Genomic DNA, 23,304 nt, shown 5'->3' with positions numbered 1-23,304 from the left:
AACTTAGCGCATCCTTAGTTAGGGTTGGCTAAGTTGACCGGATCGTGACCTGGGCCGGGCTACGAGCGTTCGCCAGCCTCGCCCAGATAGCTCTGGGTGGCTCGGTCGAACGCGGCGCGCTCTTCCGGGTCCATCGTGCGCAGGTGTTCCTGGTACTGCTCGGCTCCGAGGGTGACAGCCGCGTCGAGCATTGAGGACGAGAGAAGCTCGCGCGCGTTGCGCTGACCGCTGAGAATGTCGCCGCAGAGCGCGCGCAGGGCAGGGTCGGGGGCCTCGTCGCGCAGCGCTTGGAGGGCGCTCTTGACCGTCGCATGTAAGGGGGACTCGCGCGGGATGCTCTGCAGGAGCGCGGGCTCGTCCTCGTTCTGTCGATCCATCTCAGGCAACTCCCGGGTGGCTGTAGGCGGCGGGGAAGGAGACCGACTCGAATCCCCGGACTGCTCCGAGGCATCCGGCGATCACCCCGACAGCCCCCTGTGTCAGGGCTACCGACGCGTTCCAGACGCTCACGATGTCGGCGAAGACGGCAAGCGCGCTCGCCGCGGCGGCTCCGGTTGCCACCGTGCCGGCGACGGCACCCACGCCGGTCCACGACGTCAGCGCGGTCGCAGCGAGCGACAGCCCGAAGGCTATGAGCGCATCGATCAGGGACTCAAAGTACCCCACGATCGCATTGACAGACTCCTGCATTCCGGCGGCCACTGCGCGGAACTGGTTTGCGCAGTCGGTGAGTGAGTGGCGTAGCGAATTGATCGCATCACTCAGGCCGGTAAAATAGTCCTCCATGGCATTGGCGGCGTTTCCGTCCCAGTCGGCGCGAGCTGATTTTGTGTTCAAGGTCAGCTCACCACCCAGCCGGTCGGCGTATTCGGCAAGTTTGTCGAGGGCATCGGAAACGAGCATGACGTTGCTCCAATCTCCGCCCATCCACTCGGCAACCTGCTGGAATGGGTTGACATCGAATACGGCGTCGATCGCGCAAACGACCCAATGCCCAAAGCTTATGTACTGCCCAAATCCGGCGATGTTGTCGACGATCTGAGGGATAGGCATGTCCGCGACAGGTGGTGCCAGCGCCTCGGTGGGTGTGTATGTCGTCATCATCCCTCAGTACGTGCTGTCCAAAGTGGTCGCGGTGTCGGTGTCAGTAGCGGCGTACATAGTTGCTGTGCGATTCAGCTCGTCCCGGCATTCATCCAGGAGGTTCTTGAGCCGATTCAGCGCGTCGATCACCGCGTCGTGGGTCTCTCGGGTTGTTCCGCGGATGTTCTGGTACAGGGCTCCCGTGCTGACCCCCTCTTGCAGGCGGAGGTAGTCATCCGCGTAATCCCGCGCTGTTCGGGCGCCTGCTCCGTGTGTCTCGATTCGTGCCGCAAATCGTTGAATTGCGGCCGGATCGACATAGAACCCAGTCATCAAACCTCCTCGGAGCTGACTGTAGCGCAGGCACCGTCCTCGAGAGGACGGCGAATCGTGCATGATCGGCGAGTCGAGCGTTTTGCGCTATGGCATGATCTGCGGACATGTGGAACCGCGCAGCCCTGGGGCGACTGAGCTACCGCTTGTTATCAGCTACCGCCGCGATCTTTGCCGTTGGGTTTCTGGTGTCGGCGATCGGAAATCAGAGCTGGGCCTCCTTCGGGTGTGCAGTAATCTTTTCCCTCCAGGCTGCAACGCTATGGTGGCTCTCGGGATGGATACCCGAGGCCATGCATGAGCGGAAGTCGATGAAGCAGATGGCTCTGGGGTTCTTCGTGCTTCTCGCCGTCTTGTTGAGCGTCTTCCTGATCCCACTTTTCGGCCCGCTCTGATCCACCTTCATTGGTAAGGCTCGCCCCGGTGTGCGATGCGATGCATGCTCCGCATATCGAAGTGCCCGATGGTGTGACTGTTCGTCTGGACGTGAGAGCGACCTTGGTTCCGTCGTTGGCGCGCCCTGGGACGCTCTCATCGTACTTCGACCGCGCTATGAGGTGCCTTTATCGCGATTCGAGGCCGGATTAGCAGAATGGCCATTGACCCGCATCTCGCGACCTCCATGTGCCCTTGGATTGAAGATATTGTTTTTCCGGGAGTTGAACGAGAGAAAGATGAAAATGAACCGTCAACGGTTCCGTCGACTACGGATTCGGCTCGCATCCGGCGCATTGGGCCTGGTGTTACTGCTCATGATGATCTCAGCGGTGGCCAATGGACGCCCTCGCGAAGCGGTCGCCTTGTTGCTCCCGAGTGCGGGTGTTGCCTGGTTGTGTTGGGCAGGGCTGCGTGCGTTGTCCGTCCCGCAGGATGGGGTCCCTCGTCCCGGGGTGGGTGGTCGTCTGCTGCTCCACATCGCAGGGGCGTTCCTCGTGATCATGCTGGGATTCACAGTGGCCAACGGAGCCGGGTGACAAGCGGTCTTGGTCGATGTGACCCGCGGCGGAGGGCACTGCGCCCCTCGCTAGCTGCGGGCGGCACCTGGACGAGGAAGGTGGCGTCGTGGCGGCGCTTGTGGTGTCGCCTGGATGTGCCTGCCTGCCCTGAAAGCTCTTTCGCGAGAAGACCAGACGCCGGCGGCTGGTGTCGGACTACGGTTGCTCGGTCATGCGATGGCAGGATTCGTCGTCCTCATGCTCGGATTCCCCCTGGCCAACACCACGTGGGAGTAGCGCGGTTCACGAGCCGCGGAGCGCCCTGACCACCGGTGCCGCGGAGAAGTGGATGCCGGCAGCAGCGCCGTGGTATTCCGCGGTCTCCGGTGCTGCCTGCCCTGGTCAGGGCCGGAGGGAGTCACGGCCCCTGCGTCGCCCCCGCACTAGGCCCCACCGAGATCGTGATCGTCACCTGCGCCGTGCTCCCGAAGTGCGCCTGCGCCAGCCCCGCGGCGGGCAGCCCCAAAGCCAGCGCGACCAGCACCGTCCCCAGCGCCAGCCGTTCCCATCGCCGCATTGCCGGAGCGTCGCTGTCATCCGAGCAGGAGCGCATCCTCGGCCACCTCCCGCCGGTTGGTGGGGCGGGTGCGGCGTTCGCGGAGCAATGCGAGGCCTTCCAACGTGGCGAGGGCGAGCAGTGGTGGCCCGAGCAGGATGAGTCTGCCCCGGGGTGATCCGGCCCAGTCGAGGACCCAACCCCACCGGGGGTGGACGTCCAGGACGATGCCGCGCACCTGGGACAGCGGGGTGGCATCCGGGTCGGGGCTGGCGTTGGCGTCGCCCTTGGTGAAGATGTACGGGCGGGTGATCGGCTCGCCGGTGGCCGGGTCGAGGGTGGGGACCATGCGGCCGGTGTCGGTGTCTTGCTGCATGACGGGCAATGAGCGCAGGGCGACGATCCGGTGGGTGACGAGTTGGTCGGAGCCGACGGGCCAGAACGAGGCGACTTGGCCGACGCGGAGTTCGGAGGGGTCGCTGATCTGCTTGAGGACCACGGCGTCCCCCGCGTCGAAGGCGCCCTCGGCGGAGCCGGACATCGACCCGGAGGTGACGATCATCAGGCGCTGGTCGTTGAGGGTGAACCAGAGCGGGACGGCGACGGAGGTGGCGTAGGCCAGGCCGAAGAGGATGACGACGGTCCACAGGGCGGCGCTGACAATCCGACGGACGGGCGGTGGTGGCGGGGTGCGGTGCCGTGGTGGCGCGGGCGCGCGACGGTCGGCCGAAGGGCCGGGCGCGTGTCCGGTGGTGGCGAGGGTCGACATCAGCGGTGCGGGTCGACCGGGTCCTGCTGTGCGGCGAAGGTGAGGGTGAGGTCGGCGCGGGAGTCCTGATACTCGTTGCCGATGTCGGGCACGGTGACGCGGACGCAGAGCAGCTCGGAGGCGTTGGCGATCAGGCCGCGGTCGGTGGTGGTCAGCGGGGTGGTGCTGGTGGCCAGTCCCGGCCCGGCGGTGCCGATCGGGGTGGCGCCGGTGAGCCCGGCCTCGGAGCAGGCGGCGGCGTCGGCGACGGCGAACAGGTCCATGGCGAGGACCCCGGCCAGGTCTTTGCCGTCCGGGCTGGTGGCGGAGTACTGCACGCCGTAGGTGAGGGCGAGTGATCCGGCGTTGTTCACGGTGACCGGGGAGTGGATCGAGTCGCCGGGGGCGAGGTTGCCGGGCGGCAGGGTGAAGGCGACGTCCTCACCGGCCTCGATGTCGACGGTGCCGGTGACGATGCCGCTGCGTCCGGTGTCGTCGTTGTCGGTGAAGACCGCGGAGGTGACCAGGGTGGTCAGCCCGAGGCCCGCCATGCCGAGGATGGCCGCGGTGCCGATCACTCGGCGGCGTCTCGCGGGGTCACGACGCGGTGCCGGCGGGGTGATCATCTCGCGGAGCAGGTCGTCCATCGGGTCCTCACGGGTGAGCGGGATGAGGGCTGTTCGGGTGGTTATCGGCGCTGCTCGCGGGCGACTTGAGGCGATGTGTCGGATTTTTTGTCACCCAGTCGGGGGAGGATCTGTTCGGCCGGAACCGCGGGGGAGTAGAGGTAGCCCTGCGCCTGGTCGACGGTGAGCCGGCGCAGCGCCTCGGCGGTGTCCTCGTCCTCGACGCCCTCGGCGACCACATCCAGCCCGAAGGAGTGCGCCAGGTCGACCATTGCCTTGACGACGACCTCCGAGCCGCGTTTGCCGCTGGTGGCCAGATCCGCGACGAACAGCCGGTCGATCTTCAAGCCGTGCACCGGCAGGTCGCGCAGCAGGGAGATGGAGGTGTTGCCGATGCCGAAGTCGTCGATGGAGACCCGAACCCCGACCTCGCCGAGGTGGTGCAGCACGGGGACGACGCGGGAGGGGTCGGAGACCAGTGCGGTCTCGGTGATCTCGACCTCGAGCAGATCGGCGGGCACGCCGTGCAGGGTGAGCAGGTCTTCGATCACCTCGACCACGTCCTGGGCGGCCACGTCGTGGGCGGAGAGGTTCACGGCGACCGGCACGGTGGCGCGGTCCGTCGACCAGGCGGCGATCTGGGCCACGCAGGAGCGCAGGGCATAGCGGGTGAGGTCATGGATCAGGCCGGACTGTTCGGCCAGCGGGATGAACAGGTCGGGCGGCAGCATCCCGCGGGTGGGGTGCCGCCAGCGCATCAGCGCCTCCAACCCGATCACCTGGCCGGTGTGCAGGTCGATCTTGGGTTGGTAGTGCATCTCCAGCTCGTTCTCGACGCCGAGCGCACGGTGCAGATCGCCGAGCAGGACCAGGCGGGCGGGGGAGGAGTCGTCCTCCTCCGGGGAGTACACCGAGACGCCGAGTCGGTGGGTCTTGGCGGTGTACATCGCCACGTCGGCCATCCGCATCAGCGAGGAGGCGTCGTCGGCATGGTCGGGCAGGCAGGCCACACCGATGGAGGTGTCGACGTGCAGGGCGAGGTCGCCGAGCGGGAACGGGGGTGCGAACAGATGCCGGACTCGGCGGGCGGCCGCCTCGGCATCGGCCACGGAGCGGATGTCGGGCAGCAGGATGGCGAACTCGTCGCCGCCGAGCCGGGCCACCACGTCGTCCTCGCGCATCGCGTCCCGGAGCCGGGTGGCGACCTGTTGCAGCAACTCGTCCCCGCGGTCGTGCCCCAGGGAGTCGTTGATGTCCTTGAACCGGTCGACGTCGAGCAGGGCCAGGCCGACGGTGGTGCCCTGGGCGGTATGTTCGGCGATGGCCTTCTCCAGCCGGTCGCCGAGCATGCGTCGGTTGGGCAGGCCGGTCAGCGAGTCGATCAGCGCGAGGCGGGCGTTCTCCAGCGCGGAGGACTGCAATCGCAGGGAGGCGTTGCGCACGGTCCGGAACAGCAGCAGCCAGAGCAGGACGAGTCCGCCGGCGACGACCGCCGTCACGATGCGGATGGCCCGGCTGAGCGCGGATTGGGTCTCGGCGTAGTCGAGCATCACCTCCGCGGCACCGACCACGGTGCTGCCGTGCTCGATGGGCACGTAGACGTCGAGCTGAGTCGACTGGGTCCCGCCGAACTGCTGTCCGAGCACCTCGGTGACGACCTGGGCGTCGGGTTCGCGTTGCCGGGTGGCGGCGTCGAGTCGGTCACCGTCCGGGAAGCCGGTGGAGTCGTGCAGCGAGTCGAAGAGCAGCACGCCGTCCACCGTCCACAGGCGCAGCCGGGTGAGGTTCTCGAATCGGGTGATCTGCTCGGTGACCCGGGCTGACGTGGCGGCGTCCAGTACTCCGACGGTGTAGGCGTCGTCGGTGACCTCGGAGGTGGCGTAGGACTCGATGCTCTGTGCCATCGCGATGCCGTCGCGTCGGGCCTGGTCGCTCATCACGGTGTCGGTCACCCAGACCAGCGCGACGCCGAGCGCGAGCATGGCGACCACGCTGACCACGGCGAAGTACCGGGTCGGGGACCAGCGGCGTCGGGCGGCGGTCAGGGGGAACCTCGCGGGAGGGGGAGCGGGCAGGTCGACCGCGGCTGCGAGCGACTCGGGGCGAGACTAGGGGGTATGTCCTGTCATAAGCGAGATGCCGGGATTCGGCGTTTCGGCGGCGTCAGACCGTTTCACCCGGCCTCCAGGGCGTTACCCCCTCGACACAGCGCGCCCGCGTCCGAGGCCCCCAGTAGCGTGACCGCGCGCCGCCCACTCCGCCGGAAGGACCCCGATGCACGAGCTCGCCGTCTGCACCGTCGAGGTCGAGGGTGCGGTCCGACTGGATGGCTACGTCCGGGAGTTCGCCGACGGGGTGATGTGGATCGGGTCGCAGAACCTGGTGCGGGGCTTCACCGAGGGTGAGCGCGTGGTGCTGCGGGTCCTCGACGACCAGCGCGGGGAGTGCGTCTACGGCGGTGTGGTGGGTCGGATGTCCGCCGATCTGCTGGGCTGCGCGCAGGTCGAGTTGCTGTCCACCCTGCAGAAGCGCGCGGTGGCCCGGGTCCAGGTGCATGTCGAGTGTGAGGGCTGGGTCCGGTTCCCCGACGGGGCTGACGTTCCTGACGACGAGGCCGCCGACATCGACCCCGAGACCGGGGAACGTCGACGCAGATTCACCGTCCTCGATGTCTCCGCGCACGGGATGCGTATGATGGCGATGACCGCACTCCCGATCGGGAGCCTGGTCCGGTTCGTCTTCCCTGAGCTCTCAGAGGCGTTCTGGCTGCACGCAGAGGTTGTGCGTGCCCAACCATCCCGCAGCGGCACCCACTACGGCTGCCAGTTCCGGGATGCCAGCCCACGGGAGCTCGACGACCTGTTCAGCTATGTCCTGCGCACGCAGGGCGCCCTGCGCCGCCAGCAGATGCTCAGCCGAGAGTGACCTTCTGCAGCGCGCAGCCGAGCGCCGCGGGTGCGGACCCAACCGCCGGAAAGGCGACATGACCTTCACAGACCTCGGCGTTCCCGCTGTGCTCACCGACTCCCTCGCGGAGCGTGGCATCACGGAGCCGTTCCCCATCCAGACCGCCACCCTGCCGGACACGCTGTCCGGCACTGATGTGCTCGGCCGTGGCCGCACCGGCTCAGGCAAGACCTTGGCGTTCAGCCTGCCCGTGGTGACCCGACTGGCCGCCTCCGGCAAGCCGCGCACCGCCGGACGTCCCCGCTCGCTGATCCTGGCACCCACCCGCGAGCTGGCCACCCAGATCCATGCCACCGTCGCCCCGCTGGCCGACGCCCTCGGTTTGACCAGCACCACCGTCTTCGGTGGGGTCGGCCAGGGCCCGCAGGTCAACGCCCTGAAGAAGGGCATCGACGTACTGGTCGCCTGCCCGGGCCGACTGGAGGACCTGATCCAGCAAGGCCTGTGCAACCTGGACGCGATCGAGATCACCGTGCTGGACGAGGCCGACCACATGGCCGACCTCGGATTCCTGCCGGTGGTCCGTCGACTGCTGGACCGCACGCCCGCCAGCGGCCAGCGGCTGCTGTTCTCCGCCACCCTGGACAACGGGGTCGACACGCTGGTCAAGCGCTACCTGCACCAGCCGGTCACCCACTCGGTGGACCCGGCGGTGGCCCCGGTGTCGACCATGACCCACCACGTCTTCGCGCTGGCCGACGCCGACGCCAAGAAGGCCGTGCTGCGCGAGCTGGCCTCGGGCACCGGTCGGCGGGTGCTGTTCACCCGCACCAAGCACCAGGCCAAGAAGCTCGCCAAGCAGCTGACCGCCGACGGCATCCCCGCTGTCGACCTTCAGGGCAACCTCGGCCAGGGCGCCCGGGAGCGGAACCTCGCCGCGTTCACCTCCGGTGAGGTCAAGGTGCTGTGCGCCACTGACATCGCCGCCCGCGGCATCCACGTCGACGACGTCGAGCTGGTGGTGCACGTCGACCCGCCCGCCGAGCACAAGGCCTACCTGCACCGTTCCGGCCGCACCGCCCGCGCCGGGTCCGGCGGTGTGGTGGTCACCCTCCAGCTGCCCGAGCAGGCCGGTGATGTGCGCGATTTGACCCGTAAGGCGAAGATCCAGGTCACCCCGGAGCGGGTCAGCCCTGGATCGCCGGCTGTCGCCGCGCTGGTCGGTGAGGTCGCAGCCCGGGTGGAGCCGAAGCCGGTCGCTGCGCCGGTCCAGGGTAAGTCGACCGGTCGGAATGCCACCGCCAAGCGCGCGGCGCGCAACGGCGAGTCCGCACCGAGCGCCGGCGGCGGTGGACGTCGTCGTCGGGGTCGCGGCCGCTCGGGCGCCTCTGGCGGTGCCGCGTCGTCGAACTCCGGTGCCCAGGGCCGTCCGGCCCAGGGAACGGCGCGTCCGGCTCAGGGGGGCGCGCGCTCGGCTCAGGGCACCGCGCGTCCGGCTCAGAGCGCTCCGCGTTCGACCCAGGGCGGCGCTCGCCAGGCCGCTGCCGCACCGTCGGGTCAGCCGCGCCGCAACCGCAACCGTCGCGCGGGTCGTCCCGCCGGTCCGGCGCAGTCCGGGCGCTGATCCCTCGACCGAACGGGCGCTCGGCGACGCTGGTGCCCGAGCGCCCGTTCGCGGATCAGCGGAGCTCCCCCCACCGGCTCGCCGTGCGTTGACCCGGGATCGGCAGCAGCATCGGAACACCCGGGCGTCGTCCGGGGTTCCACAGCTGCGCCCTGACGACGGGGCGGATGAGGGAGGAACACGATGTCGACCTACGAGGTCACCAAGGACGAGTCCGAGTGGCGTGCCGTGCTCGACCCGGCCGAGTTTCAGGTGCTGCGCTTGGCGGGCACCGAGCGGCCGTGGACCGGTGAGCTGCTGGACGAGAAGCGCGAGGGCGTCTACCGCTGTCGGGCCTGTGGAAACGAGCTGTTCCGCTCGGAGACCAAGTTCGATTCGCACTGCGGATGGCCCAGCTTCTACTCCCCGCTGGCCGGGGACAAGGTCGAGCTGATCGAGGACCGCAGCCTGGGCATGGTCCGGACCGAGGTGCGCTGCGCCAAGTGCGGCTCGCACCTGGGTCACGTCTTTGACGATGCTCCGCAGACCCCGACCGGCGACCGCTACTGCATGAACTCGGTGAGCATGACCTTCGAGCCCGCCGAGGGCTGACCGAGGTCGAGGGCCGGGGCGGTTCAGCTCCGGTCGTCGGCTGCCGATACCCCTGACATGGAACCGTCCCTGATCGTGCATCGGTGGTGCCGCTACGGCGCGGACCGGCTGTACGTCCGGGCCGGGACGGGCGCGCCTCTGGGCAGTGTCGATCTGGTGTCCGGGGCGGTGGATCTGGCACCAGGTGCGCGGTGGGCCGACGAGGCGGTGCGGGCGGCCGCCCAGGCCTTCCTCCGACGGGATCTGCCGGAGCTGGTGCTGCCGCTGTCGGCGGTGCTGGGTGGCGGCAACCGAGCCCCGGGCCGTCGCGCCGCCGCGGGACCGCCCGATCATCCGTCCGGAGACCTGAGCCCGTCACGTGGCCGGTCCATCGACCCGACGCCGTTGCCAGGATTCGCCACCGGGAGGCCGCCGCTGCTGCCCGCGCCGCGTGGTCGGCACCGAGCGGACGCCGACCCCGCACCGGACGGGTTGCGCGACCGGCTTGAGCGCCTGGTGCTTTCTGGCTGGTCGCTGCTGCACGATGTGCCGGTGGGCCGCCAAGGCACGGTGCTGGACGACCTGCTGATCGGGCCAGGCGGCGTATTCGCAGTGTCCGATGCGACCCGCATTCTCGCCCGGGGATTCGTGCTGGACGGTCGACGACTGTCCGCGGACGGTGCGGCGGTCGCCGAGCTGCGCGAGGTCCGGTTGGCGGCGGCGCGGGTTAGTGCGTTGCTGCGTTCGGCGGTGGGCGCTCCGGTCGGGGTGCGTGGGGTGCTGGTGGTCGGCGCTCCGGTGCGGGAGGTGTCGACCGCGGACGCCCTCGCCGTGCCACTGGACGCGGTGCCGGAGTTCTTCGCCCGGATGCCGCGCCGATGGGATGACGGTCGGGTGGCGGCGCTGACCCAGGTGGCGCAGCGGGCCACCACCTGGTCATCGACCTGGGCGCGCTCCTGAACGTCCTGCGCTGTGGTCAGTCGTCCTCGTCGGACATCCGGTGCGCGGTCAGATCGTGGTTCAACCGTGCCAGCTGATCGGCGAACAGGGCGCGGTCCTGCTCGCTCCAGTCCGACAACGCGTCGGAGAGGAACACGCGTCGAGCCTGCCGGGCGCGCTGCATCTGGTCCGCGCCCTGCGCGGTGAGCTCGATCAGCTGCCCGCGGGAGTCCTGCGGATCAGGGCTGCGGGTGATCAGGCCGAACTCCTCCAGTCGGGCGAGTTGGCGGGACATCGTGCCCCGACCGATGCCGATCAGACTGGCGAGCTCGCCGGCGCGGATGCCCGGATGTGACCCGATCCGGACCAGCAGGGGGTAGGCCGAGGGTTCCAGCTCCGGGTGCACCTGCCGGGACAGTCGCTCGGTCTGGGAGCGGGCGCGGCGCAGCAGCAGACCCAGCTCGTTCTCCACCCGCGACAGCGGATCGTGTGCGTCCATGGCCGCATTCTTCCGTAGCGCGACGACGCCCCCGCCCGGAGGGATATCCGGACGGGGGCGTGGCGTGTGTGGCAGGCGATCAGGCCTCGACGGTCTCCATGTCCTCGACGACCGCCGCGCGCTGCTCCAGACCGGAACGGTTACCCAGCGGGACCTCCTTGAGGAAGATCACCGCGATCAGGGCGACCAGGCCCAACGGCGCAGCCACCATGAACAGCTCGGCGATGGCGTCACCGTAGGAGGACTCGACCACGGTCTTGATCGGCTCCTGGATGGTGGACACATCGGGCACCGAGGTGCTGCCGCCACCGCCCAGCGCGGCCGGGTCGATGCCGAGCTTGGCCAGCCCGTCCATCATCAGCGTGGTGATCCGCGAGGACAGGACGGCACCCAACGCGCTGACACCGATGGCCCCACCCAGGGTCCGGAAGAACGCCACGGTCGCGGTGCCGGAGCCGATCTCGTCGACGGCCAGGGTGTTCTGCACCGCCAGCACCAGGTTCTGCATCAGCATGCCGACGCCGCAGCCCAGCACGAACATGTACAGGCTGACCAGGACGAAGCTGGTGTCGTAGTGAATCGTGCCCATCAGCACCAGGCCGACGGTGAGCACCGCGGCACCGGCGATCATGAAGTTCTTGTAGTGCCCGGTCTTGGTGATCCGGCGTCCACTCAAGGTCGAGGAGAGGAACACACCGAGGATCATCGGGATGGTCAGCAGACCGGACTGGGTCGGGGTCTTGCCGCGGGCGACCTGCATGTACTGGCTCAGGAACACCGAGGTGCCGAACATCGCCACACCGACGGCCACCGAGGCGACCACGGAGAGCACCAGCGTGCGGTTCTTGAACAGGTCCAGCGGAATGATCGGGTCAGCAGCCTTGGACTCGACCCACACGGCCAGGGCCAGCAGCACCACGGCACCACCGGTCATGGTCCAGGTCTGCCAGGACAGCCACTCGAAGCTGCTGCCGGCGAAGGTCACCCAGAGCAGCAGGCAGGCGATGCCGGCACTGATGAGCAGCGCGCCCCAGTAGTCGATCCGAACGACCTTGCGGGCCATCGCCGGGAGCTTCAGGGTGATCTGCAGGACGATGATGGCCGCGACCGCGAAGGGCAGCCCGACAAAGAAGTTGTACCGCCAGCCCATGCTGTCGGTGATCACACCGCCGAGCAGCGGGCCGCCGACCATGCCGATGCCCATGATGCCGCCCATCAGACCCATGTACTTGCCGCGTTCGCGGGGGCTGAGGATGTCGGACATCAGGATGGTGGCCAGGGCGGTCAGACCGCCGGCTCCGATGCCCTGCACCGCGCGGGCACCGATCAGGAAGCCCACGTTGTGCGCGAATCCGGCGGCGGCGGAAGACAGGACCGAGATGATCAGTGCGATCTGGATCAGCAGCTTGCGGTCCATCAGGTCCGCGAGCTTGCCCCAGATCGGGGTGGTGATCGTGGTAGTCAGCAGGGTGGCGGTGACCACCCAGGTGTAGGAGTGCTGCGATCCGTCCAGGTCGCTGACGATCTTGGGCAGCGAGCTGGACACGACGCTCGTGGCCAGGACGGACACGAACATGCCCAGCAGGATGCCGGACAGCGACTCGATCACCTGGCGGTGGGTCATCGGCGCGGGGGAGGCCGTGGGCGGTGCCCCGGCAGTGGATGCGGTCATGCTCTCGGCTTTCGGTTCGAAGGGGTGGAACCCGGCGCCGTCGTCGGGAAGGGGGTCGGGGCGGTGCGGGCCGCCCGGGTGGTTCCGCCGGTCGCCAGGGGAGGGGCGACGGGCGGCACGCTCAGATGCCGACCAGGGCCGGGGTGTCCGGCTCGGGGGCGGTGTGCTCGGCGAAGGCACCGACGGTCTCGGCCACGCGGCTGATGTGCGCGGCGGCGAGGCGGATCTGCTCCGGTTCCCACTCGTGGAAGATCTCGGCGAGCATCGAGTCGAGCCGCAGGCGGGTCTGCTCGGTGAAGGACCGCCCGGTCTCGCTCAGGCGCACGGTGCGCACTCGATGGTCGGCACCGGGAGTGCTCTGTCGGGTCCGCTCGGCGTAGCCGGCGTCGACCAGGGCGCTGGTCTGGCGGCTGGCCACGGAGATGTCCACCCGCAGGTGGCTCGCGATGTCACCGACGGTCAGCTCGCCGCGCTTCTCCAGCACCCAGAGCAGTCCGAGCGCCGCTCGTGGGCAGTCCAGCTCCCGGGACAGCCGGTCCGCGACCTCACGCTGGACGCGCGAGAGCCGACTGATCGCGTCGATCAGTGCGCGGGAGTGCGTGGTCACGGAGCTGCCTTCTTTCTTGGTTGCAGCAGGCAACTTACGTCGTGTAGTTGCAGAAGGCAACTGTTGACGGGTGTGAGCTGTGCCTCAGAGAGGACTAGCTCGCTCAGCGACCGGCGGCGTAGCCCTGCATCCCGCGCGGATTCGCCCCCGCATGCAGCAGACCGTCGGGCCGCACCCCCGCTGCGCTGACCCGGCCCAGTGACCACGGACCCGCGTCCCGCACCTGGTGGCCTCGTGCCCGGAGCCCGTTCAGCACCGCGCTACCCAGCCGACTCTCCGCCTCGACACCCAGGTGTTCGCTGACCCGCGGGTGGAAGGACGAGGGGACATGGGTGGAGTGCCAGCCCGGCGCGTCGATGGCGGCTTGCAGGTCCGCGCCCCAGAGCAGGTGGTGCAGGAGGAACGGAATCGTCCACTGGTCCTGCTGATCGCCGCCCGGGGTGCCGAAGGCGAAACCGCTGCCGTCCGCGCGCAGGGCCAGCGCGGGGGACAGGGTGGTCCGGGGGCGACGGCCAGGGACCAATGAGGCGGACAGCCCGGGTTCGAGCCAGAACATCTGTGCCCGGGTGGGCAGCCCGAAGCCGAGGCCCGGGACCACCGGTGACGATTGCAGCCAGCCGCCGGAGGGGGTGGCGGAGACGCGATTGCCCCAACGGTCGACCACATCCACATGGCAGGTGTCGCCCCGGGTCTCGCCGGTGGTCTCGGTGCGCATCGCCTCCGGTCCGAAGGGTCCCCGGGTGGGTTCGCCGCCACCGACGACTCCGGCAGCACCCTGGTAGCGACCGGGCCAGACACCATCCACCAGGTCACCGAAGACACTGGCCAGGCGCGGAGTGCGTCCACCGGGGGAACCGGGGCGCAGTCCATCCGCCGCGGTGGGGCCGACCAGGGCCGCGCGCTCGGCGGCATAGCGCGGGTCGAGCAGGTCAGCCAGCGGGACATCGCCGTCGCCGTACCAGGCCTCGCGATCGGCGAAGGCGAGCTTGGCCACCTCGACGGTGGTGTGCACCAGCTCCACCGACCCGGGCTCGGCATCGGCGACGTTCAGCGCGTCGAGCATCTGGAGCTGCTGCAACAGCACCGGACCCTGACCCCACGCCGCCGTCTTGTGGATCTGCGCCCCCGCGAACTCCACCGCGACGGTGGGCTCCTCGGTGGGGTGCCAGCGAGCCAGATCGTCGCCGGTGAGCAGACCCGTGTGGTCGCGGCCGGAGGAGTCACGGACCGGCGTGCGCAGGAACTCGTCCATCGCCTCGGCGACGAACCCGGTGTAGAACGCCCGGTGTGCCGCCTCGATCTGAGTCACCCGGTCCGACCCGGCGGACTGCGCCTCGGTCAGCAGCCGACGGTAGGTCGTCGCCAGCTGCGGATTGCGGAACCGGGCCCCGGCGACCGGCAGGTCACCGTGCGGCAGGTATACCTCGGCCGACGTCGGCCAGTGCTCGGTGAACAGCTCCCGGACGGTGCCGATGGTGCGCGCGGTGGCCGGAACCAGGGGGTAGCCGTCCTCCGCGTAGCCGATCGCCGGGCTCAGCACATCCGCCAGGGGCAGCGTGCCGTACCGGGCCAGCAGATCCAGCCAGGCACCCACCGCCCCCGGCACCACCGCGGCCAGGTGTCCGGTGCCGGGGATCTCGGTCAGACCCAGGCCGGTGTAGGCGTCGATGGTGGCCGTCGCCGGGGCTGGGCCCTGCCCGCACAGCACGAAGGTGTGCCCGTCGTCGGCGCGATACCCGATGATCGGCGCGTCCCCACCCGGCCCGTTCAGATGGGGCTCGACCACCTGAAGGGTGAACCCCGCCGCCACGGCCGCATCGAAGGCGTTCCCGCCCTGTTCCAGGATCCGCATCCCGACGGCGCTGGCCAGCCAGTGTGTGGACCCGACCATCCCGTAGGAGCCGACGAGTTCCGGGCGGGTGGTGAACATCCCGCCACGGTACGCGGTGGTCAGCGGGCGTACCGGCGCATGGTCAATGGGCCGAAGACCGCGATCAGTCCGGCGCTCCAGGCCAGCACTGCGAGCACCTCGCCACCGACCGGCACATCGTTCATCAGCCCGCGCACCGCGGTGACCAGATCGGAGACCGGGTTGACGTGCACGAAGGCCTGCAACCAGCCCGGCATCGTCGCCGGGTCGACAAAGATGTTCGACCCGAAGGTCACCGGCGTGATCACCATCATGCTCACGCCCATCACCGAGTTCGGGGTGCGCAGGATCAGGGCCAGGAACGTCCAGATCCAGCCAAAGGCGAAAGCAAACAGCAGCAGCAGACCGACCCCGGCGAGCACCCCGAGCCAGTTCGCCGGGCGGAAGCCGATGGCCAGGCCCAGGGCCAGCACCACCGCGCAGGAGATCGTGAACCGCACCGCGTCGCCCAGCAGCATGCCCACCAGGGCCGAGGGCCGCCAGATCGGCAACGAGCGGAACCGGTCGAAGACGCCCTTCTGGATGTCGGTGTTCAGCGTGACGCCGGTGTACATCGTGATCATGATGACGCCCTGCACCAGGATGCCCGGCAGCAGGAACTGGATGTAGTCGCCGACGCTCCCGGCCAGCGCGCCGCCGAACAGATACGTGAACAGCAGCGTCATCATCACCGGGAACACCGTCACGTCGAACAACTGCTCCGGCACGTGTTTGATCTTCAGCAGCGCGCGCCACCCGAACGTCAGCGACGTGCGCAGACCGGAGGGCCGTGCCGGGCGGGCGGTGTCGGAGCCCAGGGCCGCGCGGACGGCGGCGACGGCGGTGTCGCGCTCGGTGAGCGTGGTCTGCTCGACGCTCATGCCACGGCCTCCTGGGCGGTGTCGCGGTCCTTGGCGGGCCGCCCGGTCAGGGAGAGGAAGACTTCGTCCAGCGTGGGCTGGCCCAGCGCGAACTGGGCGACGGGAATGTCGGTGCCCTCCAGTGCGGCGATGGCGCGCATCGCCGGAGCGGAGGAGTCGACGGTGGCGGACAGCGCGGCGGGGTCGGCCTCATCGGTGACCGCCTCGCCCAGCAGCGGGCGCAACACCTCGCGGGCGCGCGGTCGGTCGTCCGGGTTGAGCAGGCGGATGTGCAGGGCGCTGGCACCGACCGAGGCCTTCAACTGCCCGGGGGTACCCTCGGCGATCACCTTTCCGGCGTCGATCACACTGATCCGGTCGGCGAGCTGATCGGCCTCGTCCAGGTACTGCGTCGTCAACAGCACGGTGGTGCCCGCTTGGACCATCGCCCGGACGATGTCCCACACCTGGTTGCGGCTGCGCGGGTCCAGCCCGGTGGTCGGCTCGTCCAGAAAGATCAGCTCCGGGGTCTGCACGATGCTGGCGGCGATGTCGATCCGTCGCCGCATGCCACCGGAGTACTTCTTCACCTGGCGGTCCGCCGCGGCGGTCAGGCCGAAGGCGCTCAACAGTTCCTCGGTCCGATGCCGTGCCCCCGATCGGCTGTGACCGTAGAGCCGGGAGATCAGGATCAGGTTCTCCGCGCCGGTCAGATCCTCGTCGACGGAGGCGAACTGCCCGGTGAGCGCGACCTTGCTGCGGACCAGGTCAGCCTCGGCGACCACATCGTGGCCGAGCACCCGGGCGGTGCCCGCATCCGGACGGAGCAGCGTGGCGAGCATCCGGATGGTGGTGGTCTTCCCGGCACCGTTCGGACCGAGGAACCCGTGCACGCCGCCGGTGGCGACCGACAGATCGATGCCGTCCACGGCGCGGGTGGTTCCGAAGAGCTTGACCAGTCCTTCGGTCTCGATGGCGGTGCTCATGGGTCCTCCAGGTGGGGCTGGCACGACTGGAGCTCGGCGTCGATATCGACGCGAGGACTGGGGGACAACCCCCGGGAGAAGGGCTACCTGAGCGCGATGCCGATCAGCGTAGGTTCACCGGGTGGAGGCGGCAACAGAGTCCCCGTCGCGTCCCATCCGCGAGTGCCGGTAGGAGTACCCGGCGTAGATCGCGATGCCCAGCGCCAACCAGGCCAGGAACCGCAGCCAGGTGGTCACGGTCAGGTTGCTCATCAGCCACAGGCAGGCCACCCCGGACAGGATCGGCAGCACCGGCGACCACGGCACCCGGAAGCCCCGGGCCAGATCCGGCCTCGACCGGCGCAGCAGCGGCACCCCGAAGCTCACCAGCACAAAGGCGGAGAGCGTGCCGATGTTGATCATCTCCTCCAACAGCTCCACCTTGGCCAGCCCCGCGATCAGCGCGACCGCGATGCCGCAGATGATCTGCAAGCGGGCCGGGGTGTGGAACCGCGGCGACGTGCGCGACACCCCGCGGGGTAGCAGACCGTCCCGGCTCATCGAGAACACGATCCGGGTCAGCCCCAGCAGCAGCACCATGATCACCGAGGTCAGCCCGACCAGGATGCCGATCGAGATCACCTTGCCTGCCCAGTCCGCGCCGACCAGGACGAAGGCGGTGGTCAGCGACGGATCACCGGACTCGGCGAGTGCGGTGTAGGGCACCATCCCGGTGACGACGACGGTCACCAGCACGTAGAGCACGGTCACGATGGCCAGACCGCCGAGGATGCCGCGGGGCAGCGCCTTCTGCGGGTTCTTGGTCTCCTCCGCGGTGGTCGCCACCACGTCGAATCCGATGAACGCGAAGAACACCAGTGCCGCACCGGACAGGATGCCCACCACGCCATAGGTCGACGGTTCCAGACCGGACAGGAACGCGAACAGCGACTGGTGCAGCCCGGAGTCGGACTCGGCGGGCTGCGACGGCGGGATGAACGGGGTGTAGTTCTCCGCTTTGACGTAGAAGAACCCGGCGACGATGACGAACAGCGTGATGCCGACCTTGAGGATGGTGAAGATGCTGTTCACCCGGGTGCTCAGCTTGGTGCCGATCGCCAGCAGCGTGGTGAACACCCCCACCACCAGCACCGGACCCCATTCCAGCGCCACCGGCCCCACGTGCACCGTGGTCGGCACGTCCACCCCGAACAGCCCGAAGGCATCCGAGAGGTAGACACCCCAGAACTTCGCGATCACCGCCGCCGCCAGCAGCATCTCCAGGATCAGATCCCAGCCGATGATCCAGGCCACGAACTCGCCCATCGTGGCGTAGCTGAAGGTGTACGCCGATCCTGCCACCGGCAGAGTGGAGGCGAACTCGGCGTAACACATGATCGCCAGCCCGCACACCACCGAGGCGATGAGGAAGGACAGGATCACGCCCGGACCGGCGTAGTTCGCGGCCGCGGTCGCCCCGACGGAGAAGATGCCCGCGCCGACCGCCACCGCGACCCCGAGCACCGCTAGATCCCAGGCGGTCAGGTCCCGACGGAGCGAGCGCTCCGGATCATCGGCGGTGGCCAGTGACTCCTCGACGGACTTGCGGCGCAGGATGCTGCGGTTGATGGCCACGGCTGGCCCCCTCCGGTCGGCGACGGCGACCGAGCATTCCGGTAGTCGGCTCCCTGCGCATCCCGAGGGCCGTGAGATGTCAGACCCCGCCGGTGAACTCCAACTGCCGCCACGCCTCGTATAGCGCGATGGAGGCCGAGTTGGTGAGGTTCAACGAGCGTCGTCCTGGCAGCATCGGAATCCGCAGCTGCCCGGTGATCCGCGGGTGTGCCAGCACCTCCGGGGGCAGCCCGGTCGGCTCCGGCCCGAACAGCAGCGCGTCACCGTCCTGGTAGTCCACATCCGTGTAGCCCTGGTCGGTGTGGGTGGTGAACGCGAACACCCGGCCGGGCAGCGCGGCCATCGCGTGCTCCAGATCCGGGTGCACCACGGTGTTCGCCAGGTCGTGGTAGTCCAGTCCGGCCCGCTTGAGCCGCGGCTCATCCATCACGAAGCCCAGCGGCTCCACCAGGTGCAGGGTCGCGCCGGTGGCGGCGGCCAGGCGGATCGCGTTGCCGGTGTTGCCGGGGATGCGGGGCTCGAAGAAGACGACGTGCAGCACGCCGCGATCCTCTCACCTGAGATGATCGCCGGAGCAGACACCCAGTCGAGAGGCCCGCCATGCCCGTCATCCCCCCGTACCGCGCCGCCGACGACCGGTACGAGTCCATGCCCTACCGCCGCGCCGGTCGCTCCGGCCTGGACCTGCCCGCGCTGTCGCTGGGCCTGTGGCACAACTTCGGTGACGTGAACCCGATGGAGACCCAGCGCGCGGTGCTGCGCCGAGCCTTCGACCTGGGGATCACGCACTTCGACCTGGCGAATAACTACGGCCCGCCCTACGGCTCCGCGGAGGCGAACTTCGGTCGGCACCTGGCGCAGGACCTCGGGCCGTACCGCGACGAGCTGGTGATCTCCTCCAAGGCCGGCTACGACATGTGGCCCGGGCCCTACGGTGACGGCGGTTCGCGCAAGTACCTGCTGGCCAGCCTGGACCAGTCGCTGGCCCGCACCGGCCTGGACTACGTCGACATCTTCTACTCCCACCGCCCGGACCCCAGCGTCCCGCTGGAGGAGACGATGGGCGCGCTGCACACCGCCGTGACCAGCGGTAAAGCGCTGTACGCGGGCATCTCCAACTACAGCCCGTCCGCGACGCGCGAGGCCGCGCGGATCCTGGCCGAGCTCGGCACCCCGCTGCTGATCCACCAGCCGTCGTACTCGATGTTCAACCGGCATGTGGAGCAGGTGGCCGAGGGAGAGACCGAGGCGCTGCTGGACACGGTGGGCGACCTGGGCATCGGGATGATCGTGTTCTCCCCGCTGGCCCAGGGTCTGCTGACCGGGCGCTACCTGTCCGGTGACGTGCCCGCGGGCTCGCGTGCCGCCCAGGGGAAGTTCCTCAAGGCCGAGGCCATCGACGAGACCTACCTGGAGCGGTCACGCGGGCTGAACGCCATCGCCGAGTCCCGGGGTCAGACCCTGGCGCAGCTGGCGCTCAGCTGGGTGCTCCGCGACGCGCGGGTGACCTCGGCGATTATCGGGGCCTCCTCGGTGGCACAGCTGGAGGACAACGTGCAGGCGCTGTCGGCCGCCCCGCTCGCCGACGAGGAGATCGCCGCCATCGAGCCGCTGGCCGTGGACGGTACCGGCCGCGGGTGGTGACCGTGGCGGGCTTCCATCACGTCGAACTCTGGGTCGAGTCGATCGGTCCGGACTGGGAGTGGCTGCTCGACCGGGTCGGCTTTGTCCGTCAGGAGAGCTGGCCCGGTGGGCAGAGCTGGGCCGCGGGCGGCGCGTACCTGACGCTCACGGTGTCGCCGACGATGAATGACCCGGTGCATGACCGGCGTCGGGCCGGGCTGAATCACCTCGCCTTCGCACTCGGGTCGTCGGATGAGGTCGATGCGGTGATGGCCGAGGCTCCCGAGCATGGGTGGCTGCCGCTCTACCAGGAGCGTTACCCGCATGCGGGCGGCCCGCGGCACTATGCGGGATGGCTGGCGAATGCGGCCGGGTTCAAGATCGAGCTGGTCGCGGTCTAGGCCGCAGCGCCCTCGATCCAGCTGATCAGGTCCGGTGCATCATCGATGGTGTAGAGGCTGTTTTCCGGGCAACCTGGGAGCACAGTGAGACCGTCATCGTCGGTGTCGGGGGCGAAGAGGAGGAGCTGGCCCGTGCGGTGGTGGGCGAGGGTCGTGTTCCCGTTGGCCTCCACGGCGACCGTGTCCCACTCGGAGACATCGATCGGGAGGGAGAGTCCCTCGTTCGTCCAGATCCAGGCGTAGGCATCGAGCATCCCGGCGATGTCATGGTCGAGGCACTCCGGAGTGAGGAGCTGGTCGAGGTTCGGGTTCCACCAGGTCCTCTGCTCCTGCTGTGGTGTGCTCAGGTAGATCGACCCACCCCACGCCTCGGCGAGGGAACGCAACAGCGGATGTCGGGGCCGGTCGGTAGTCCACGGGGCGGGGCCGAAAGTGAACCGTGGCCCCTCCGGCAGATCCCAGGCCAGCAGTTCCATCGGTCGGCCGGCCACCCGGAGCTCGGTGACCCGAGACCTAGCCAGGAGGGCGCTGAATGCCGGCAGGCCCGCCACTGGCCCCCGGCACCAGCCGTGCACCGGTCCCACCTCGACGTGATCCGCCCGCACCAGCCATCCATGGTCCGCGAGGAACAGCGCCCAGTCCGAGCTCATGGCCGTCACTGCCCGGCTCCGTCCCCGGGCTCCCGCCCCGACACCACCGCCAGCACCTCATCCCCGTACTTCTCCAGCTTGCTCGCCCCGACCCCGCTGATCGTGCCCAGCGTGCCGGTGTCCTCCGGTCGGGCGGTGGCGATCGCGCGCAGGGTCGCGTCGTGGAAGACCACATAGGCGGGCAGCCCGTTGGCCTTGGCGGTGCGGGCTCGCCAGGCGCGCAGCCGCTCGAAGAGCTCAGTGTCGGCGTCGTCCAGGGGAGCGGCGTCGGCGGTGGACCGGCGGCTCTTGGCACTGCTGGCGGTGGAGCGGGCGACCCGGGTGTCCTTGCGCAGCGGCACCGCCCGCTCGCCGCGCAGCACGATGGCGCTCTGGTCGGTCAGCCGCAGAGTGCCGTAGCCGTCGGTGTCCACGCCGAGGATGCCCTGGGCGAGCAGCTGCCGGACCACCCCCCGCCATTCGCCGTCAGAGAGGTCAGCGCCCAGGCCGAAGGTGCTCAGCGCGGTGTGGCCGAGCTGGTCGATCCGGGGGGTCTGCTTGCCGCGCAGGATGTCGATCAGGTGCCCGGCGCCGTAGTGCCGGCCATACTCGCGTTCCAGACGGACGATGGTGGACAGCAACTTCTGCGCGGGGACCGTGCCGTCCCAGGTGGTGGGCGGGGCCAGGCAGGTGTCGCAGTTGCCGCAGGGTTCGGACTGTTGACCGAAGTAGGCGAGCAGCTGCTGGCGTCGGCAGGTCACCGTCTCGCAGAGCGCGAGCATGGCGTCCAGGTGCTGGCTCAGTCGTCGGCGGTGCTGCTCGTCGCCCTCGGAGCTGTCGATCATCTTGCGCTGCTGCACCACGTCGGCCAGCCCGTAGGCGAGCCAGGCGGTGGACGGCTGCCCGTCGCGTCCGGCGCGACCGGTCTCCTGGTAGTAGCCCTCCACCGACTTGGGCAGGTCGAGGTGCGCCACGAATCGGACGTCCGGCTTGTCGATGCCCATCCCGAACGCGATGGTCGCGACCATGACCAGGCCGTCCTCGCGCAGGAATCGGCTCTGGTTGCGGGCCCTCACCTCCCGGTCGAGGCCTGCGTGGTACGGCAGCGCCGGAATGCCCTGGCCGGACAGGTACTCCGCGGTCTGCTCCACCGAGGCGCGGGACAGGCAGTAGACGATGCCGGAGTCCCCGGGATGCTCGGTCCGCAGCAGGTCGAGCAGCTGCGCACGCGGGTTGTCCTTGGGGACGATCCGGTACTGGATATTCGGTCGGTCGAAGCTCGCCACAAAGTGCCGGGCCTGCGTGAGTTCCAGCCGCTCGGCGATCTCGGTCCGGGTGGCGGCGGTGGCCGTGGCGGTCAGTGTGATCCGGGGGACATCCGGCCAGCGCTCGTGCAGCACGGACAGCCCGAGGTAGTCCGGGCGGAAGTCGTGACCCCACTGGGACACACAGTGCGCCTCATCGATGGCGAAGACACTGATCGCGGCCCGGCCGAGCAGTTCCAGGGTCTCCGGCACCCGCAGCCGTTCCGGAGCGAGGTACAGCAGGTCGAGTTCACCGGAGATCAGTGCGTGCTCCACCGCGCGTCGCTGGCTGAAGTCCTGGGTGGAGTTGAGGAACCCGGCGCGCACGCCCAGGGCGGACAGCGCGTCGACCTGGTCCTGCATCAGTGCGATCAGCGGGGAGATCACCACACCTGTCCCGGGCCGGACCAGCGCGGGCACCTGATAGCACAGCGACTTACCGCCGCCGGTGGGCATCAGCACGAGGGCGTCCCCGCCACCGACCACGGTGTCCACGATGGCGGCCTGCTCACCGCGGAAGTCGTCGTAGCCCCACACCTCGCGCAGCACGTCCAGCGGCGACTGCCCGGTGTGTGATCCGGCCGCCGCCGCAGGGGCAGCGCTGGGCGCGGAGGGCAGGCCCGTCGGCTCCGGTGCACCGTCGTACTCCGGGTCGTAGGGCGGTTCCTCCGGCAACGGCCATTCGTCTTCCCATGCCACCGCTCCACCCTAGGTGGCGGGCCGACCGCTGAGGGCGTCGTCCCCAGGTCTTCAGGTGCTCGTTGATTGTGGACGGGTGTCCGGATCGGGACGTTCGGGCGGTTGGCCTGTGAGACACGGGCCGTTACCCTCGTCCGTGGGCCATCCGGTCCGCACGACGCGAGGAGGTGGCGCGATGAG

The 23,304-nt window shown here is 69.3% G+C and carries 24 protein-coding genes; 7 read left to right on the top strand and 17 right to left on the bottom strand.

Going from position 1 to position 23,304, the window contains the following annotated elements:
• Positions 1–59 precede the first annotated feature (59 nt).
• From AB0N78_RS10015 to AB0N78_RS10005, 3 genes are read right to left on the bottom strand one after another with little or no spacing between them, the layout of a single operon-like run.
• A complete protein-coding gene (locus tag AB0N78_RS10015; RefSeq protein WP_363389227.1) occupies positions 60–377 on the bottom strand; it encodes a hypothetical protein in 318 nt (105 codons plus the stop codon).
• A 1-nt stretch (position 378) separates the two neighbouring features.
• Positions 379–1,104: a hypothetical protein gene (locus AB0N78_RS10010; RefSeq protein ID WP_363389224.1), complete on the bottom strand. Its 726-nt coding sequence runs from the start codon at positions 1,102–1,104 to the stop codon at positions 379–381.
• Positions 1,105–1,107: 3 nt separating this feature from the next.
• The gene (locus tag AB0N78_RS10005) at positions 1,108–1,416 is read right to left on the bottom strand and encodes a type VII secretion target (RefSeq protein WP_363389221.1); all 309 of its coding nucleotides are present in this window, start codon (positions 1,414–1,416) and stop codon (positions 1,108–1,110) included.
• Between the two features lie 107 nt (positions 1,417–1,523).
• Here AB0N78_RS10005 and AB0N78_RS10000 point away from each other — a divergent pair, with 107 nt between their 5' ends.
• Positions 1,524–1,811, top strand: coding sequence for a hypothetical protein (locus AB0N78_RS10000; protein WP_363389219.1), 288 nt, complete (start codon positions 1,524–1,526; stop codon positions 1,809–1,811).
• 958 nt (positions 1,812–2,769) lie between these two features.
• On the opposite strand, the gene AB0N78_RS09995 is transcribed toward AB0N78_RS10000, so the two are convergent.
• The 4 genes from AB0N78_RS09995 to AB0N78_RS09980 are packed head-to-tail and all read right to left on the bottom strand — an operon-like array spanning position 2,770 to position 6,263.
• Positions 2,770–2,928 carry a hypothetical protein gene (locus AB0N78_RS09995; protein ID WP_363389216.1) on the bottom strand — a complete coding sequence of 53 codons (159 nt, stop codon included), beginning with the start codon at positions 2,926–2,928 and terminating at the stop codon, positions 2,770–2,772.
• A gap of 16 nt (positions 2,929–2,944) precedes the next feature.
• Complete coding sequence (locus AB0N78_RS09990) at positions 2,945–3,676, bottom strand: signal peptidase I (RefSeq protein WP_363389213.1); 732 nt, start codon at positions 3,674–3,676, stop codon at positions 2,945–2,947.
• Positions 3,676–4,302: a TasA family protein gene (locus AB0N78_RS09985; RefSeq protein WP_363389210.1), complete on the bottom strand. Its 627-nt coding sequence runs from the start codon at positions 4,300–4,302 to the stop codon at positions 3,676–3,678. The genes AB0N78_RS09990 and AB0N78_RS09985 overlap by 1 nt, the downstream gene beginning before the upstream one ends.
• 41 nt (positions 4,303–4,343) lie before the next feature.
• Positions 4,344–6,263 (bottom strand): EAL domain-containing protein, encoded by a 1,920-nt coding sequence (locus tag AB0N78_RS09980; RefSeq protein ID WP_363389207.1) that lies wholly within the window; start codon positions 6,261–6,263, stop codon positions 4,344–4,346.
• 292 nt (positions 6,264–6,555) lie between these two features.
• On the opposite strand from AB0N78_RS09980, the gene AB0N78_RS09975 reads away from it, so the two are divergent.
• From AB0N78_RS09975 to AB0N78_RS09960, 4 genes are all read left to right on the top strand, one after another.
• Positions 6,556–7,206: a PilZ domain-containing protein gene (locus AB0N78_RS09975; RefSeq protein ID WP_363389204.1), complete on the top strand. Its 651-nt coding sequence runs from the start codon at positions 6,556–6,558 to the stop codon at positions 7,204–7,206.
• A gap of 58 nt (positions 7,207–7,264) precedes the next feature.
• Positions 7,265–8,812, top strand: a complete 1,548-nt coding sequence (locus tag AB0N78_RS09970) for a DEAD/DEAH box helicase (protein ID WP_363389202.1) — start codon at positions 7,265–7,267, stop codon at positions 8,810–8,812.
• 183 nt (positions 8,813–8,995) lie between these two features.
• Positions 8,996–9,403: a peptide-methionine (R)-S-oxide reductase MsrB gene (gene msrB, locus AB0N78_RS09965; RefSeq protein WP_363389199.1), complete on the top strand. Its 408-nt coding sequence runs from the start codon at positions 8,996–8,998 to the stop codon at positions 9,401–9,403.
• Between the two features lie 57 nt (positions 9,404–9,460).
• Positions 9,461–10,342 carry an NERD domain-containing protein gene (locus AB0N78_RS09960; protein ID WP_363389196.1) on the top strand — a complete coding sequence of 294 codons (882 nt, stop codon included), beginning with the start codon at positions 9,461–9,463 and terminating at the stop codon, positions 10,340–10,342.
• 16 nt (positions 10,343–10,358) lie between these two features.
• Here AB0N78_RS09960 and AB0N78_RS09955 read toward each other — a convergent pair whose 3' ends face one another.
• From AB0N78_RS09955 to AB0N78_RS09920, 8 genes are all read right to left on the bottom strand, one after another.
• The gene (locus tag AB0N78_RS09955; RefSeq protein ID WP_363389193.1) at positions 10,359–10,820 is read right to left on the bottom strand and encodes a MarR family transcriptional regulator; all 462 of its coding nucleotides are present in this window, start codon (positions 10,818–10,820) and stop codon (positions 10,359–10,361) included.
• Between the two features lie 79 nt (positions 10,821–10,899).
• Positions 10,900–12,492, bottom strand: coding sequence for an MFS transporter (locus tag AB0N78_RS09950; protein WP_363389190.1), 1,593 nt, complete (start codon positions 12,490–12,492; stop codon positions 10,900–10,902).
• A gap of 121 nt (positions 12,493–12,613) precedes the next feature.
• The gene (locus tag AB0N78_RS09945) at positions 12,614–13,099 is read right to left on the bottom strand and encodes a MarR family winged helix-turn-helix transcriptional regulator (protein WP_363389187.1); all 486 of its coding nucleotides are present in this window, start codon (positions 13,097–13,099) and stop codon (positions 12,614–12,616) included.
• A 103-nt stretch (positions 13,100–13,202) separates the two neighbouring features.
• On the bottom strand, positions 13,203–15,029 hold the full coding sequence (locus AB0N78_RS09940) for a gamma-glutamyltransferase family protein (RefSeq protein ID WP_363389185.1): 1,827 nt from the start codon (positions 15,027–15,029) through the stop codon (positions 13,203–13,205).
• 20 nt (positions 15,030–15,049) lie between these two features.
• Positions 15,050–15,889 (bottom strand): ABC transporter permease, encoded by an 840-nt coding sequence (locus AB0N78_RS09935; RefSeq protein WP_363389182.1) that lies wholly within the window; start codon positions 15,887–15,889, stop codon positions 15,050–15,052.
• Complete coding sequence (locus AB0N78_RS09930; protein ID WP_363389179.1) at positions 15,886–16,854, bottom strand: ATP-binding cassette domain-containing protein; 969 nt, start codon at positions 16,852–16,854, stop codon at positions 15,886–15,888. The genes AB0N78_RS09935 and AB0N78_RS09930 overlap by 4 nt, the downstream gene beginning before the upstream one ends.
• Before the next feature lie 114 nt (positions 16,855–16,968).
• The gene (locus AB0N78_RS09925; RefSeq protein WP_363389177.1) at positions 16,969–18,468 is read right to left on the bottom strand and encodes an amino acid permease; all 1,500 of its coding nucleotides are present in this window, start codon (positions 18,466–18,468) and stop codon (positions 16,969–16,971) included.
• A 79-nt stretch (positions 18,469–18,547) separates the two neighbouring features.
• Positions 18,548–19,009 (bottom strand): tRNA (cytidine(34)-2'-O)-methyltransferase, encoded by a 462-nt coding sequence (locus tag AB0N78_RS09920; RefSeq protein ID WP_363389175.1) that lies wholly within the window; start codon positions 19,007–19,009, stop codon positions 18,548–18,550.
• A gap of 59 nt (positions 19,010–19,068) precedes the next feature.
• Here AB0N78_RS09920 and mgrA point away from each other — a divergent pair, with 59 nt between their 5' ends.
• Both mgrA and AB0N78_RS09910 read left to right on the top strand, forming a co-directional pair.
• Entirely contained in the window at positions 19,069–20,112 is a 1,044-nt protein-coding gene (mgrA, locus tag AB0N78_RS09915) for an L-glyceraldehyde 3-phosphate reductase (RefSeq protein WP_363389172.1), read from the top strand.
• A gap of 2 nt (positions 20,113–20,114) precedes the next feature.
• A complete protein-coding gene (locus AB0N78_RS09910) occupies positions 20,115–20,492 on the top strand; it encodes a VOC family protein (RefSeq protein ID WP_363389169.1) in 378 nt (125 codons plus the stop codon).
• On the opposite strand, the gene AB0N78_RS09905 is transcribed toward AB0N78_RS09910, so the two are convergent.
• The gene (locus AB0N78_RS09905; RefSeq protein WP_363389167.1) at positions 20,489–21,142 is read right to left on the bottom strand and encodes a hypothetical protein; all 654 of its coding nucleotides are present in this window, start codon (positions 21,140–21,142) and stop codon (positions 20,489–20,491) included. The two genes, AB0N78_RS09910 and AB0N78_RS09905, sit on opposite strands and share 4 nt — an antisense overlap.
• A gap of 5 nt (positions 21,143–21,147) precedes the next feature.
• Positions 21,148–22,980, bottom strand: a complete 1,833-nt coding sequence (gene recQ / locus AB0N78_RS09900; RefSeq protein WP_363389885.1) for a DNA helicase RecQ — start codon at positions 22,978–22,980, stop codon at positions 21,148–21,150.
• Positions 22,981–23,304: the final 324 nt, after the last annotated feature.

It is taken from the genome of Cellulomonas sp. NPDC089187, assembly GCF_040685135.1.
GTDB lineage: Bacteria > Actinomycetota > Actinomycetes > Actinomycetales > Cellulomonadaceae > Cellulomonas.
Note: the sequence above shows the minus strand (reverse complement) of the source record. Positions and strands in the feature narration are given on the sequence as shown.